General features: G+C 69.3%; 12 protein-coding genes. 8 read left to right on the top strand and 4 right to left on the bottom strand.

Annotated elements, in window-relative coordinates:
* Positions 1 to 261: 261 nt before the first annotated feature.
* The 5 genes from rpsB to D7Y13_RS27220 all read left to right on the top strand — a co-directional run bounded on the left by rpsB (position 262) and on the right by D7Y13_RS27220 (position 4606).
* Positions 262 to 1242, top strand: coding sequence for a 30S ribosomal protein S2 (rpsB, locus tag D7Y13_RS27240; RefSeq protein ID WP_120537646.1), 981 nt, complete (start codon positions 262 to 264; stop codon positions 1240 to 1242).
* Positions 1243 to 1414: 172 nt separating this feature from the next.
* Entirely contained in the window at positions 1415 to 2068 is a 654-nt protein-coding gene (gene tsf / locus D7Y13_RS27235) for a translation elongation factor Ts (RefSeq protein WP_120537642.1), read from the top strand.
* A gap of 202 nt (positions 2069 to 2270) precedes the next feature.
* Positions 2271 to 3017 carry a UMP kinase gene (gene pyrH, locus D7Y13_RS27230; RefSeq protein WP_120537643.1) on the top strand — a complete coding sequence of 249 codons (747 nt, stop codon included), beginning with the start codon at positions 2271 to 2273 and terminating at the stop codon, positions 3015 to 3017.
* A gap of 42 nt (positions 3018 to 3059) precedes the next feature.
* The gene (frr, locus tag D7Y13_RS27225) at positions 3060 to 3614 is read left to right on the top strand and encodes a ribosome recycling factor (RefSeq protein WP_120537644.1); all 555 of its coding nucleotides are present in this window, start codon (positions 3060 to 3062) and stop codon (positions 3612 to 3614) included.
* A complete protein-coding gene (locus D7Y13_RS27220) occupies positions 3614 to 4606 on the top strand; it encodes a diguanylate cyclase (RefSeq protein WP_120630811.1) in 993 nt (330 codons plus the stop codon). Before frr ends, D7Y13_RS27220 begins: the two co-directional genes overlap by 1 nt.
* On the opposite strand, the gene cyaY is transcribed toward D7Y13_RS27220, so the two are convergent.
* Positions 4594 to 4926 carry an iron donor protein CyaY gene (gene cyaY, locus D7Y13_RS27215; RefSeq protein ID WP_120585702.1) on the bottom strand — a complete coding sequence of 111 codons (333 nt, stop codon included), beginning with the start codon at positions 4924 to 4926 and terminating at the stop codon, positions 4594 to 4596. The two genes, D7Y13_RS27220 and cyaY, sit on opposite strands and share 13 nt — an antisense overlap.
* 16 nt (positions 4927 to 4942) lie before the next feature.
* Positions 4943 to 5482, bottom strand: coding sequence for a SixA phosphatase family protein (locus tag D7Y13_RS27210; protein WP_120534291.1), 540 nt, complete (start codon positions 5480 to 5482; stop codon positions 4943 to 4945).
* Between the two features lie 186 nt (positions 5483 to 5668).
* Between D7Y13_RS27210 and D7Y13_RS27205 the strand changes: the two genes are divergently transcribed.
* A complete protein-coding gene (locus D7Y13_RS27205; protein WP_120534292.1) occupies positions 5669 to 6349 on the top strand; it encodes a hypothetical protein in 681 nt (226 codons plus the stop codon).
* A 4-nt stretch (positions 6350 to 6353) separates the two neighbouring features.
* Here D7Y13_RS27205 and D7Y13_RS27200 read toward each other — a convergent pair whose 3' ends face one another.
* Positions 6354 to 10145: an FAD-dependent oxidoreductase gene (locus tag D7Y13_RS27200; RefSeq protein WP_120585703.1), complete on the bottom strand. Its 3792-nt coding sequence runs from the start codon at positions 10143 to 10145 to the stop codon at positions 6354 to 6356.
* Between the two features lie 185 nt (positions 10146 to 10330).
* On the opposite strand from D7Y13_RS27200, the gene D7Y13_RS27195 reads away from it, so the two are divergent.
* Positions 10331 to 11269 (top strand): class I SAM-dependent methyltransferase, encoded by a 939-nt coding sequence (locus D7Y13_RS27195; protein ID WP_233595946.1) that lies wholly within the window; start codon positions 10331 to 10333, stop codon positions 11267 to 11269.
* Positions 11270 to 11283: 14 nt separating this feature from the next.
* The gene (locus D7Y13_RS27190) at positions 11284 to 13188 is read left to right on the top strand and encodes a hypothetical protein (RefSeq protein WP_233595947.1); all 1905 of its coding nucleotides are present in this window, start codon (positions 11284 to 11286) and stop codon (positions 13186 to 13188) included.
* A 6-nt stretch (positions 13189 to 13194) separates the two neighbouring features.
* On the opposite strand, the gene D7Y13_RS27185 is transcribed toward D7Y13_RS27190, so the two are convergent.
* Positions 13195 to 14004, bottom strand: coding sequence for a hypothetical protein (locus tag D7Y13_RS27185; protein WP_120585704.1), 810 nt, complete (start codon positions 14002 to 14004; stop codon positions 13195 to 13197).
* Between the last annotated feature and the right edge of the window lie 143 nt (positions 14005 to 14147).

Raw genomic sequence — 14147 nt, 5'->3', positions numbered from 1 at the left:
CCTCCAGGCCGCAGGGGAGGGGGGCGGCCTGGAGGGGGAGAGCCCGGACGGGTTGTGCGCCGAAGCTTGCGCCCCTCTCGAGCGTTCTGCTAAGGACGCCGCGCCCTGTTATGTAGGGGCCGGGCCGTACGCCCGAAGGCAGTCGCAGCACCCACTACTCACACGCGCGTGCCGGTCTCCGGTGCCCCTCCAGGTGGAAGGGCCAGGGCCGGGAACTCCAGAACGCGCGTGGCGGAACACAACCGGAAGGTACAAAGCACCATGGAAACCCAGCAGGATACGCAGACGCAGGCCCAGGCGATGGCCGCCGCGAGCGGCATCACGATGCGCCAGCTGCTCGAGGCCGGCGTCCACTTCGGCCACCAGACCAAGCGCTGGAACCCGAAGATGAAGCCCTACATCTTCGGTGCCCGCAACGGCATCTACATCATCGACCTGCAGAAGACCGTGACGATGGCCCGGTCGGCCTTCCGCTTCGTCGCGGACATCACGGCCCGTGGCGGGTCGGTGCTCTTCGTGGGCACCAAGAAGCAGGCGCAGGACGTCATCCGCGAGGAGGCCGCGCGCGCCGGTCAGTTCTTCGTCACCAGCCGCTGGCTGGGTGGCACGCTGACCAACTTCAAGACCATCAAGCAGGGCATCGACCGGCTCAAGACGCTGGAGAAGATGGCCGAGGACGGCACCTTCGAGCGCCTGCCCAAGAAGGAAGTCGCCCAGCTCGACCGTGAGCGCGAGAAGCTGGAGAAGAACCTGGGCGGCGTGAAGGACATGGCGAAGCTGCCCCGCTGCGTCTTCATCATCGACCCGAAGAAGGAGCACATCGCCATCCACGAGGCCACCCGCCTGGGCATCCCGGTGATTGGTCTGGTGGACACGAACTGCGATCCGGACGGCATCGACTTCGTCATCCCGGGCAACGACGACGCCATCCGCTCCATCAAGCTCTTCACGTCGAAGATCGCGGACGCGTGCCTCGAGGGTGCGGCGCGCTACCGTGCGTCCGGCGCCGCCGAGCGCGACGAGCAGGAAGAGCGTGAGGGCCGTGACGACCGCCGCGACCGCGATGACCGCCGGGGTCCCCGCCGCAACGACCGCCGCGACCGCGATGACCGCCGGGGTGGTGGTGGTGACCGTGGCGGCGAGCGCCGTGGCCCCCTCGTGGAGATGAAGGGCGCTGCCGCCCCCGTCGCCGCCGAGCAGCCCGCCGCCGCCGAGGGTGGCGAGACGCCGTCGGCCGAGTAGTCGCCGCCCGTCTTCGCTTCCCCGCAGCTTCCGGAGTCGGCCGGGCGGCACCTTCCAAGGCCCGCTGTCCGGCCGTCTCCGTTTTTTCGTTCCAGCGGTACCCCCTGAACTCATGGCTTCCGCCCGCGGCGCACACCGCCGTGCTCGGAGCAGAAGATAGAGAGAGACGCACATGGCTGAGATCAGCGCCCAGATGGTGAAGGACCTCCGCGAGCGGACCGGCGCGGGCATGATGGACTGCAAGAAGGCCCTGTCCGAGACGGCCGGCGACTTCGTGAAGGCCGAGGAGTGGCTGCGCAAGAAGGGCATCTCGCGCGCCGCCGGCAAGGAAGGCCGCGTCGCCGCCGAAGGCATCGTCTCCAGCTACATCCACGGTGGCCGCATCGGCGTCATCGTGGAGGTCAACTGCGAGACGGACTTCGTCGCCCGCAACACCGACTTCCAGGATCTGGCGAAGGACGTGGCCATGCAGGTCGCCGCGGCCAGCCCCAAGTACGTGCGCCGCGAGGAAGTCCCGCAGGACGCGATGGACAAGGAGAAGGAGATCCAGCGCGAGCTGCTGAAGCAGCAGGGCAAGCCCGAGGCGATGCTGGAGAAGATCCTCGTGGGCAAGATGGAGAAGTACTACGAGGGCGTCTGCCTGGTGGATCAGCTCTGGGTGAAGGACGACAAGAAGAAGGTCGGTGAGATGATCACCGAGCGCGCCGCGAAGATTGGCGAGAAGGTCTCCGTGCGCCGCTTCGTCCGCTTCGAAGTGGGCGAGGGCATCGAGAAGAAGAAGGAAGACCTCGCCGCCGAGGTCGCCAAGACGCTGGGCCAGGCGTAAGCCCCCCTTCGTCCTGCCGCATCGCCGCATCCAGGGCCGCGTGCTCGTGGGTTTCCCTCAGGGGAAGCTCCCGGGGGCGCGGCCCTTGGTATTCCTGGCCCCCACCTCTTGGGCGTCCGGACGCCCGGCATCGGACGGTGCGGCCCCGGACACGACTTCCGTCGTTGATCGGGCGCGGGGCGGGGGATAGAAGCGGTCGCGTATGTCCGAATCCACCTCTCCCTACAAGCGCATCCTCCTCAAACTTTCGGGCGAAGCCCTGATGGGCGAGGGGAAGTACGGCATCCACCCCCCCACCCTCACGCGCATCGCTGAAGAAATCGCCGAGCTGTCCCAGGCGGGCATCGAGCTGGCCGTCGTCATTGGCGGGGGCAACATCTTTCGCGGTGTGGCCGGAGCGACGGAGGGCATGGACCGCGCGAGCGCGGACTACATGGGCATGCTCGCCACCTGCATCAACTCCATGGCGATGCAGGACGCGCTGGAGAAGCAGGGCCTGAAGACGCGCGTGCAGTCCGCCATCAAGATGGAGCAGATCGCGGAGCCCTACATCCGCCGGCGCGCGGTGCGCCACCTGGAGAAGGGCCGCGTCGTCATCTTCGCCGCGGGCACGGGCAACCCGTACTTCACCACCGACACGGCCGCGTCGCTGCGCGCGATGGAAATCAACGCGCAGGTCATCCTCAAGGCCACCAAGGTGGACGGCGTCTACAACGCCGACCCGAAGAAGGACCCCACGGCGCGGCGCTACCGGACGCTCACGTACATGGACGTCCTCAAGCAGAACCTCAACGTGATGGACTCCACGGCCATCTCGCTGTGCATGGACAACAAGCTGCCCATCATCGTGTTCGACCTGGGCACGCGCGGGAACATCCACCGCGCCGTCATGGGCCAGCAGGGTGAGTTTGGCACCGTCGTCGGCGCCACCGAGACGGTCTGGGCCTGAAACCCCGAGCAGGGCTGACACAAGCTTCTGGAGGAGACTGCAATGGCTGACACCGTCGCGGAACTGAAGCCTCGTATCGACAAGACGCTGGAAGACCTCAAGCGGGAGCTGGCCAAGGTGCGCACGGGCCGTGCGAGCACCGCCATCCTTGACGGCATCCGGGTGGACCAGTACGGCACGCCGACGCCGCTGGCCGGCGTGGCCAGCATCAACGCGCCCGAGCCCCGGCTCATCACCATCAAGCCGTGGGACAAGGGCGTCCTGAAGGACATCGAGAAGGCCCTGCGCGAGGCGAACCTGGGCATCAATCCGATGAACGACGGGGAGATGATCCGCCTGCCCTTCCCGCCGCTCACGGAGGAGCGCCGCAAGGAGATCGTCAAGCAGGTGAAGACCAAGGCGGAGGACCACAAGGTGGCCATCCGCAATCACCGCCGCGACATCCTGGAAGCCCTCAAGACGCAGCAGAAGGACAAGAAGATCACCGAGGACGACCTCAAGCGCTTCACCAAGGACGTGGAGGACAAGACGGCCGCGGGCATCAAGCAGGTCGACACCATCTTCGCGGAGAAGGAAAAAGAGGTCCTGAAGGTCTGATGGCCACCGTCCTCCTGGCCGAGCCGTCCGCTCCTGTCGCCAGCGCCCTGCGCCGGTTCCTGGAGGGCGCCGGCCACGAGGTGGCCTGGGTGGGCAGCGCCGTGGACGCGCGCCGCCTGCTGGAAGACCGTCCGCCGGGAGTGCTCGTGGCGTCCGCGAGCCTTCCCGTGGACGGGGAAGCGCTGTGCCAGGAGCTGCGCCAGAAGGGCTCCCGGCTCCCCGTCCTGCTGGTGTACCCGCCGGACGAGGAGCACGCGGACACCCGCGCTGCCCAGGCCGGTGCGGAAGGCTGCCTGGTGGGGCCCCTCAAGCGCGGCACCGTCGTGACGTGCGTGGGGCTGGTGCTGCGCCTGGCGGAAGCGTGGGCGCGGCCCGTGCTCCCGGACCCCTCCGTCTTCACCCCGCCGGCCGTGAACCACCCGCCCCAGCACTGGGGCCTCCCGGAGCGGCGGGCCTCCCGCACGGACCTGCCCGCGGTGAGTGCCTCCCCGGACTTCGACTTCCTCAAGCGCCTGCTGCTGATGGAGGTGAAGCGCAGCCGGCGCTACCGCTACCCCATCTCCCTGCTGCTGGTGGAGCTGGACCGCTTCACCGAGCACACCCTGAGCCTCACGCCCCAGGCGCGCACCACGCTGCTCGCGGAGGCCCTGGGGCTCTTGACGGCGGGGGTGCGCGACATCGACGTGGTGGTGCCCTTCGCGGACAGCCGCTTCGTCGTGTTCCTGCCCCACACGCCGCGCTCCGGGGCCCGGGTGGTGGCGGAGCGGCTGCGGGAGCGGATGCCCTCCCTGAAGGCCCTGCCGGGCGCCACGGCGTCCGTGGGCGTGGCGGTGTCCGAACCCGTGCCAGGGGCCAAGGCGCTCACGCAGGGCGCGGGCCTCAGCTTCGGGGGACTGCTGAAGGAGGCGGGGGACGCGCTGCGCCGGGCCCAGGCGGGCGGGGGCGACAGCGTCGTGGTGGCCCAGGTGGGCCCCGGCGCTCAGGAGGGGTAGACGAGGTCCTGGCCGGTGAGGTGCTTCACGACGCCCGCGACGAAGGCGTACAGCTCCAGCCCCTTGCCCTTGTCGTCCTTCCAGGTGCGCGAGGCGTCGTCGTAGTCGAAGTGGATGCCCTGGCCCTGGCCGGCCACCCAGAGCTGCCGGACGGCGCGCTGGGTGTTGATGATGCACTTCTCACGGGAGCTGGACGTCAGCGTCACCATGTCGCCGGTGCTGTCGGCTTCCAGCACGTCCGGGTCGAAGGCATCCGCCGCCGCCAGGATGCGCTTGAAGGCGGCGGCGACGAGCGGGTTGTAGCGGGCTTCGTCCATCATGACCGCGCCCCGGACGTCACTGGATGACGTCGAGGATCTGCTGGCCAGGGGCGGCGTAGAACAGGAACTTCAGGTGCTGGGCGGGGGGATTCTCACCCTTCTCGCCGGGGACCTGGTCCTCGGTGCTGGTGGGCGTCTCCGGCCACTCCAGCGCGATGACCGTGCCCGGGTTCACCGGCTTGGGGAAGGACTGCAGCCCCAGCAGGTGCGCCGCCAGCGCGCCCATGGAGGGCTGGTGGCCCACGAGGACGAGGTTCTCTTCCTTGTGCTCCTTGAGCACCGGATCCACCGAGCCCACCGGCTTCTCCGGCAGGAGGCAGGGATGCGCGCGCAGGATGCCCTCGTACTTCGCCGCGGTGGAGAGGATCTGCGCCGTCTGAACCGTCCGCACCAGCGGGCTGGTGAGGATGAGGCTGATGGGCCCCATGCGCTCAGCCAACGACGCGAAGTGCTGGGCGATGTTCACGCGGCCCTTGGCGGTCAGCGCGCGCGCCTCGTCGCCGAGACCCTCGGGGGTCTCTGCCGCTTCGCCGTGCCTTACCAGGAAAAGCCTCAAAGTCCCTCCACTGAACGCGACAAGCCCGCGGTTCGTACATGACCGTGGCCCGGTTGGTCAAAGGTAATGCGGCGAATGTTCAGTGGCCGGAACAGCCGACGTGGGGTCGGCGTTCGGCAACCGGCGCTCGCGGGGGCCCGCCGGAGCATACACTGCCCCACGCCGGTGGCGCTCCCTGGAGGTGGCATGCGCAAGCTGTGGTGGTGGTTGCCCGTGGTCGTCATGCTCTCCGCGTGTCGCAAGGATACGGTCGGCGAGGGCCCGGAGGCTGGAACCGAAGGCGGGGAGACGGTCGCCCGGCTGGAGGGCGAGGCAGCCCCGGGCGCTGAAGGGGACGGTCCCTACACGGTGACGAAGGCCAAGCTGGATGCGTACGTGGGCTACCAGCGCAAGATGCTGGAGGTCTACGGCTCGCTGATGCGGGGCCTGCAGGACATGGGGCCGCTGATGGACGCGGGCACGCCCCAGGCGCTGGAGGCGGCCCGCTCCGGGCTGAAGCTCATCGAGCGCAAGGCCCAGGCGGAGACGGACGCGCGCACGGCCGCGGGCCTCACCACCGACGAGGTCAACCGCATCGCGGAGGTCGTCACCTCCGTCATCAGCCAGCGCCAGATGGGCCGCACGCTCCAGTACGAGGAGGAGCTCAAGAAGCTGGAGGCGCTCCAGGCCCGCATGCCCGCCGAGCAGCAGCAGGAGCTGGCGCCGCAGGTGGAGTCCATGCGGCGGGAGGTGGAGGCCTTCCAGAAGCTCCCGGAGGCGCGTCGCGAGTTCGGCGACGCCAACGTGGACGTGGTGCTCACCCGCGAAGCCGACCTGACGAAGAACTACCAGGACATGCTCAAGGCCTTCGCGGGCGTGCGGCGCTGAAGGCCTAGACGCGCTTGAGGTGCGGGGCCTTCTTCAACAGCTGCGCGAGGAAGGTGTCGCCCATCTTCTCCAGCACCGTGTTGCCGCGCAGGCGCTGGTTCAGGTTGACGAAGTCCACGTGGTCCAACCGCTGGTCCTGGTTGTAGCAGGAGAACACCCACGTCTCCTTGCCGGTGAGCGGGTCCACGTGCCGCTGGAGGCACTGGGCGCAGATCTCCTTCATCATGCACTGCATCGGTGAGTTGATGGACCCGATGGCCTCGTGTCCGGGCTTCAGGTACGGCTGCAGGATGCCGTGCCGCGCCTCGGCCACCGCGCGCATCATCCGGTCCGAACCGATGGCGATGATGCGGTCCACTTCACTCAGCTGGATGACCGGCGTCACGCCCAGCTTGCCCTCGGCGTAGGCCACCATCGCCTGCACCACGTTGCCCCGGAAGGCCGCGTCCTGCGGACGCCGGACGTCCAAGAGCTCCCCGCCGTCCACGGACCAGATGACCTGGTCGGTGCCCACCTCAATCTCGTCCTGCTTGAACGAGTCCGCCTTCATCCGGTAGCCGGCGAAGTAGACGACGCGGCAGCCCGCCGTCTTGAGCGAGCGCGCGATGGAGAAGAGCACCGCGTTGCCCAGGCCGCCGCCCACCAGCACCACCGTCTCGTTGTGGCCGATTTCGGTGGGCGCGCCCGTGGGGCCCATCAGCACGACGGGCTCGCCGGGCTTGAGCGCGGCGCACAGGCGGGAGGAGGAGCCCATCTCCAGGACGATGGTGCCCATGAGGCCCTTCTCCTTGTCCACCCACGCGCCCGTGAGCGCCAGGCCCTCCATGGTGAGGCGCACGCCGTCCACGACGGGGGCGCTCCGCTCGAAGTTCTGCAGGCGGTAGAACTGGCCGGGCTGGAAGTGGCTCGCCGCGAAGGGTGCGCGCACCACCACCTCCACGATGGTCGGCGTCAGGCGGTTCACCGCGACGACGGTGGCGAGGAAGGCCTCGTCCAGCTTCGCGAAGTGCTCCGCGCGCTTCGCCTCGCGCGCCGCCTGGGCGCCCTCGTTGGCGAAGTCCATGGCGGCAATCTCCTTCGCGAACAGGCGCGCCACCTGCGGGTGCCCGTCCTTCGCGCTGGCCATGGCCTTCACCACGTTGCCCGCGTAGCTCGGGTGGTTGTCGCCGTAGAAGGACACGAAGCGGCCGTCCTTCTCGTAGGACGTGAAGAAGCCCACCTTCGCCTCGGGGTCCTCGGAGGCCGGCACCGACTGGAGCGTGAAGCGGTCCGGCGTGCCGTCCGGGGCCCCCACCAGCTCGTGGCCCTGGAAGTACTCCTTGCGCCCATCCAACTGGAAGGTGCCCGGGTATTCCTTCTCGTACGTGACGTTGGGGGACGTGCCCGCGGCCACGCACACCGTCTTCGCCGGCAGCTCGAAGTACTGGCCGCTGCCCTTGAGCTTCCCGTCCACCGTCACCATGCGCTCGAACTTGAGGGCGCGCACCGCGCCGGACGCGTCCGGCAGCGCCTCCACGGGGCTCATTCGTTCAATGAAGCGGATGCCCTCCTCCAGCGCCTTGGTCACCTCCTCGTGGTTGAGGCGGTAGGCGGGGGACTCGGTGAGGCCGCGGCGGTAGCAGAGGCTCACGCCGCCCCACGCGCGCACCAGGTGGATGAAGTCCGGCGAGCGGCCTTCGGCGTGGGCCTTCTGGCGCTCGGCGCGAACCGCGCGGCCGTGCTCCAGGAAGGTCTGGTAGGTGGCGCGCTCCTCGGCGTCCAGGCGCGCGACGACGCCCTCCTCGCCCAGGTCCGCCACCAGCTTCTCGTGGCGCTCCAGCGTCTTCTCCACCTGCACCGGGTAGTACGCCATCAGCTCCGTGGCGGTGTCCACGCCGGTGAGGCCGCCGCCGATGACGATGGCCGGCAGCTGCACCTGGAGGTTGGCCAGCGAGTCGCGCTTGAAGGCGCCCGTGAGCTGGAGCGCCATCAGGAAGTCGGAGGCCTTGCGGATGCCCCGGATGAGGTTGTTCTTCATCCCGATGATGGTGGGCCGGCCCGCGCCCGCGGCGATGGCCACGTGGTCGAAGCCCAGCGCCCAGGCGTCATCCAGGGTCAGCGTGCCGCCGAAGCGGATGCCGCCGTAGATGCGCAGGCCCTCGCGGCGCGCGAGCGTCAGGTGGATGAGCGTGAGGAAGTTCTTGTCCCAGCGCACGGTGATTCCGTACTCGGACACGCCGCCGAAGCCCTCCAGCACGCGCTCGTCCAGCTCGCGCGTGAGCCCGCGCCAGTCGCGGATGGGCGCGAGCTTGTGGCCGTTGCGGCCCACCAGCTCGTCGGGGAAGGGTTCAATCTTGAGGCCGTCCACGCCGGTGACGGCGAAGCCTTCGTTGAGCAGGTAGTGCGACAGCGTGTAGCCGGCGGGGCCCAGGCCCACCACCATCACGTTGCGGCCCACGTAGGGCAGGGCGTACGGGCGGCGGATGTTGAGCGGGTTCCAGCGCGTGAGCAGGCCGTAGATTTCAAAGCCCCACGGCAGCTCCAGCACGTCGGTGAGCGTGGCCGTCTCCGCCAGCGGGATGTTCACCGGCTCCTGCTTCTGGAAGATGCACGCCTTCATGCAGTCGTTGCAGATGCGGTGGCCGGTGCCCGGGCACATGGGGTTGTCCAGCGTCACCATGGCCAGCGCCGCCACGGAGTCACCCTCGCGCTTGAGCGCGTGCGCTTCGGAGATGCGCTCGTCCAGCGGGCAGCCGGTGAGCGGGATGCCCAGGGGGTTCTTCTTGAACGAGTGCCCCTCCGCCACCGGGTCCTTCGCCGGGAAGCCCTTGGAGCAGGAGTCCTTCTGCCGCTCGTGGCAGATGACGCAGTAGTCCACCTCGTTCATCACGTCGCGCGAGGTGCCCCGGCGGTCGGTGAGCTTGAAGCCGTCGCGGTGGCGCAGGTGGTGCTCCAGGCCCTCCGTCTTCTCCTCCAGCTGCGCGTCCGGGCGCTGCAATTGCACCAGCTGGTCGAACACCAGGGGCTTGGGCAGCCGCAGCGTGGGCCAGGTGTGGAAGAGCGCCTTCGTCTCCGGGTGCAGCGCCCGGGCGTACGTCCACCGGTCCGCCAGGGACAGCAGGGCGCGCACGGCCTGGAGCTCCGCCGCGTCGTCACCCTTCGTCACCAGGCTGGAGCCGAAGGCATCCGCGCCCTCGGGGGAGGCGGTGAGCGCGACGCGCAGGGCGGCCCACTGCTCGCGCAGGGCGGGGGCGCGCTCCTGGTTCGCGGAGGGCAGGTTGCCGGAGAAGAGCCGCTCGATGTCGAGCAGCGTGAGGATGGACTCCGCGAGGCCGCGCTCCAGGTCGCCGTGCGCGAGCGCGTCCGGGAAGCCCAGCTGCATGAGCAGGCGCATGCGGCCATCCAGCGCCGGGAACTCCGCGAGCGTGGGACGGTCCTGGGCGCCCTTCTTGAAGACGCGGCGCGTGATGAACTCGCGCTTGAAGTCGAAGAGGGGCAGCTCGCCGCGCAGGTGGCGGGCCAGCCGGTCGGACTCCGTGCCGATGCCGAACAGGGTGGCGACGAAGCGCGACACGTGGCGGGCCACCTGGATGAGCAGGTCGGACTCGGCCGGGCCGGACGGCGTGGTGCCTCCGGACTTGCGGTAGGCGTCGAAGGCCTGGAACAGGTCCGGGGCGTCGCCCTGGAGCTGGGCGTCGAAGCGCTCCGAGAGCCGGCGCAGGCCGCTGGGGCGGTACAGGTCCTCGAAGGAGAAACCCGGCAGGCCCAGGTGGAGGGTGGGAGCAGGGGCGGAGGCGGGTTCGGTCAAGGCGCGCATGTCACGGGACGGGGGAGGAGAACCTGGGACAACGATTCCGGAAGGGGGCCTATTTCGCGGCGTGTCGTCCGGAAAGCAAGGGGGCTTGCAGGCAAGGATGGGCGCAGGCGATGGGCGCCAGTGCCCCCGCTTGTCCCCATCCGACGTGTTGAGGCGGTCCAGCCTTGGGATTACGGTGCGCCGCCATGATGGACAACGCCGCCCGCCGCGCCGCCGAACCGCACCTGGCTCCCGTGCCGGACGCCTGTTACCTGTGCAAGGGAGGGCGCCTGCGGCTGCGTCACCGGGCGCGCGTCGCCGGGACCCAACCCGAGGGGGCGGCTGCCTACAACTGCACCTCCTTCGGCCACCGCAGCCACCCGCCCATCTGGGGCTGCGAGGACTGCGGGATGATGTTCCAGTGGCCCATCCAGTCGCCGGAGGCGCTGCTGCAGGCGTACCAGGACGTGGAGGACCCCCTCTACGTCGCGGAGAAGGACAACCGCTACCACACCTTCCGCCGCGTGCTGCGCGAGCTGGGCCCGGCCCAGGGGCGCACGCTGCTGGATGTGGGCGCCTACTGCGGCTACTTCCTGGACGTGGCGCGCGACGCGGGCTTCCGCCCGGAGGGGCTGGAGCTGTCGCGCTGGGCGGGCAACAACGCGCGCGGCCTGGGCTTCACCGTGCACGGCGTGCCCCTGCGGGAGCTGGCGGCGAAGGGGCTCCAGTACGACGTGGTGACGCTGTGGGACGTGGTGGAGCACTTCGCGGATCCGCGCGAGGAATTGAAGGCCGCGCTGAAGCTGGTGCGCCCCGGTGGCCGCATCTACCTGTCCACCATCGACGCGGGCAGCCTGCTGGCGCGCGTCATGGGCGGGCAGTGGCCGTGGCTGATGGACATGCACCTGTTCTATTTCGGCCGCCGCACCCTGGCGATGCTGCTGGAGGAGGTGGGCTTCCACGTCACGGATGCCCGGACGTACACGCACATCATCTCCGCGGACTACCTGCTGCGGAAGGTGGGGGCGAGCTTCACGCCCGCGGCGCCGGTGCTGGAGCTGGTGCGGCGGGGCGTGCCGTCCAACTGGTCCATCCCGTTCAACCTGGGTGACAACATGTTGATGGCCGCCGAGCGGCCTCTCTGAGTCCCCCGGCGACCATGTCCCTGCCCATGTCCCGCCGGATGCGGTGGGCGCTCCACCCGCTGGTGCTGGGGGTGTCCTTCCTGCTGTCGGCGTTCCACACCTGGCCGCTCCTGTCCCAGTTGAAGGGATACGTGCTGGGCGGCCGGGAGGACGTCTACATGAACATGTGGCACCTCTGGTGGATGCGGCAGTCCCTCTGGGTGCAGCCGCAGAATCCCTTCTTCGCGCCCTACCTGCACTGGCCGCTGGGGGCGGAGCTGTACTGGCACACGCTGGCGCCGGCGAAGACGCTCTGGGGCGTGGTGCTGCTGCCGTGGATGTCGGTGGAGACGGCGTACAACGTCGTGATGTTCGGCGCGTTCGTGCTGACGGGCTACACGTCGTGGCTGCTCTTGCGCTACCTGCTGGAGCGCGCGGGCCACGGGCCGTGGCTGGCGGCGGCGGCGGCGTTGGCGGGCGCGTGCGTGTTCAACTTCTCGCGCTACCACCTGACGCACGCGACGACGCACCTGAACCTCTCCGCGCTGGAGGGGCTGCCCCTCTACCTCTACTGCTTCTTCCGGTGGCTGGACGAGGGCAAGCGCCGGTGGCTGGTGGGGCTGTCGGCCTGCGCGTTGTACGTGTTGCTGTGTGACTATTACTACCTCGTCTACATCGCGCTGTTCTCGCTCTTGTGGGTGGTGGCGGAGCGGTGGAAGCGGGGGCCGCTGGTGTCGCTGGACACGTGGAAGGACCCGCTCGTGCGCCGCGCGGCGGCGGCGGGGCTGTGCGCGGGGCTCGCGTGCGTGCCGCCGCTCGTGCCGCTGCTGCTGCATGCCTTCCCCGCGCCGCTGCAGATCCACCACGGGGACTCCGACTACTTCACGGACCTGTACGCGTTCTTCATTCCGGACACGCAGTCGGCGTGGATGACGTCGCTGCCGTCGGCGGCACGTCAGTTCTCCGTGGACCTGGTGCGCACGAAGATGTCCACCAACGCGGAGGAGTCCGGCACCTTCCTGGGCTGGGTGACGCCGCTGCTGGCGGTCTTCGCGCTGTGGCGGGGCGTGCCGGACGGGCGCCGGTGGCTGGGGCTGGGGCTGGGCTTCGCGGTGCTGTCGATGGGGACGGTGCTCAACATCGGGCTGGAGGACCGGGTGTCTCCGGGGGTGCTGCTCTTCGCCATCGGCCTCGCCGTGGCGCTGGTGCCGTCGTGGCGGGAGCGCGTGTGGCGGCGGGACGTGCTGCTGCTGCTGGCGCTCGCCGTCTGGATGGCGTGGGCCGAACCGCTGACGTCGTTTGGCCAGCCGCTCAAGGTGCAGGTTCCCATGCCCTACGTGGTGTTCAAGCACGTGGTGCCGCTGTTCTCACGCGGCGGCATGCCGGTGCGCTTCGTGCTGCTCACGCTCCTGTCGCTGTCGGTGCTGGTGGCGTTCGCGGCGGCGCACGCGGGGGCGTGGGCGTCGCGGCGCGATGCCCGGCTGGGCGTGGCGGTGGCGCTCGCGGTGGCCCTGGTGCCCAACGTGGAGTACCGGGGCCTGTTGATGAACGTGCCCCCGTTGCCCCAGCTGCCGCCCGTGTTCGAGGAGATCCGTGAGGCGCCCATGCCGGTGGCGGTGCTGACGGACAACATCCTGGGGCAGTGGGAGCAGATCTTCCACGGCAAGCCGGTGTCGTTCGCCCGGCTGTCGCGGTTGCCGGTGCGCGAGTCGGCGCTGGTGGACTCGCGGTTGATCCGCGCGGCGGAGGGGATGCGCTCCGCGTTCGGCACCGTCACGCCGGAGGAGCGCGCGGAGATGCGGCGCTTCCTGCAGGAGCACCACTTCAAGTGGTACGTGACGCACTTCTTCCACCCCATCCGTCACCAGTTCATCGAGGACGAGCTGGGCGGAGAGCTGGTGCACCGGGACGGCTACGTCACCGTCTACCGGTTCCCCTGAGGGCGGTCAGTCGCACTCGGCGTACTGGGCGTTCTGGCGTTTCGGGGCGCTGGCGGAGACGGCGCTTCCGTTCACCTTCACGGTGACGACCTCGTCCGCGGACATCAGGGCCCCACACTCGCCGGCTCGCGCGTGACAGCTGCGGGTGAGGATGAAGGTGCCTTCCTTGGACGCTTCCAGGCTCGTGACGTCGCAGCGGTAGGCCGTGGGGCCGTCGCCCGCGGACTTGTCCACATCCTCTTCGCCCACGGCGTCCGTGGCGCCGAGCACTTCGCCGTCCTTGCCGAAGAGGACGAAGTGGTACCGGGTCAGCGAGCCGTGGTTCCACTTCCCTTCCTCTTCTTCAGCGTCCTCCTCGCGCTCCTCGCGGGTGAACACGCGCAGGGTTTCGCCGGAAGGGAGCTTGAAGGATTCCTCCCGGGCTTCCAGGGCAGCGCCTTCCCGCTGGGGGCAGGACTGCTTCTTCGCGGGGACCTTCACCTCGCGGGAGTAGGTCTCCGGGGAGAGCAGCTTGAAGTGCTCGACGATGGGGGTGGCCTCATCGGGGGCGCAGACGCCCAGGAGCCACACCCAGAAGCCGGGCTTGAGGCCGGGCACGGTCTTGCTCTGGACGAGCTTGGGTTGGTCGTCCTTGAGCTTCAGGCCCGTCTTTTCGAGCACTTTGCCAAGGTCGCCCCAGGAGACCATCTTGGCCTCGGCGTCGGCCTGGGTCTTGGCGCCCTTCCAGATGATCGCGACGGCCTTGTTGCCAGCGGCCCCGGCTCGCGAGGACCCGAGCAGGGTCAGCAGGCCCAAGGCGATGATGCATGAACGCATGACGGTTCCCCCTTTGACTGCATTGGATACGCCGTCCGCGAGGCTAATTCTTCTTCGGGCCTCCGCGCTTCGCCTGGGAGCGGCGCGCGGGTGGTCTCTTCGCGGGGGCCCGAAGAAGAATTAGCCTCGCGGACGGCGTATCC

It is taken from the genome of Corallococcus praedator, from assembly GCF_003612125.1.
GTDB lineage: Bacteria > Myxococcota > Myxococcia > Myxococcales > Myxococcaceae > Corallococcus > Corallococcus praedator.
This window is presented reverse-complemented; position numbering and strand designations above follow the sequence as displayed.

Coding starts and splice junctions, on each gene's coding strand:
- rpsB (WP_120537646.1), top strand. CDS start 262: ATGGAAACCCAGCAGGATACGCAGACGCAGGCCCAGGCGATGGCCGCC.
- tsf (WP_120537642.1), top strand. CDS start 1,415: ATGGCTGAGATCAGCGCCCAGATGGTGAAGGACCTCCGCGAGCGGACC.
- pyrH (WP_120537643.1), top strand. CDS start 2,271: ATGTCCGAATCCACCTCTCCCTACAAGCGCATCCTCCTCAAACTTTCG.
- frr (WP_120537644.1), top strand. CDS start 3,060: ATGGCTGACACCGTCGCGGAACTGAAGCCTCGTATCGACAAGACGCTG.
- D7Y13_RS27220 (WP_120630811.1), top strand. CDS start 3,614: ATGGCCACCGTCCTCCTGGCCGAGCCGTCCGCTCCTGTCGCCAGCGCC.
- cyaY (WP_120585702.1), bottom strand. CDS start 4,926: ATGATGGACGAAGCCCGCTACAACCCGCTCGTCGCCGCCGCCTTCAAG.
- D7Y13_RS27205 (WP_120534292.1), top strand. CDS start 5,669: ATGCGCAAGCTGTGGTGGTGGTTGCCCGTGGTCGTCATGCTCTCCGCG.
- D7Y13_RS27200 (WP_120585703.1), bottom strand. CDS start 10,145: ATGCGCGCCTTGACCGAACCCGCCTCCGCCCCTGCTCCCACCCTCCAC.
- D7Y13_RS27195 (WP_233595946.1), top strand. CDS start 10,331: ATGATGGACAACGCCGCCCGCCGCGCCGCCGAACCGCACCTGGCTCCC.
- D7Y13_RS27190 (WP_233595947.1), top strand. CDS start 11,284: ATGTCCCTGCCCATGTCCCGCCGGATGCGGTGGGCGCTCCACCCGCTG.
- D7Y13_RS27185 (WP_120585704.1), bottom strand. CDS start 14,004: ATGCGTTCATGCATCATCGCCTTGGGCCTGCTGACCCTGCTCGGGTCC.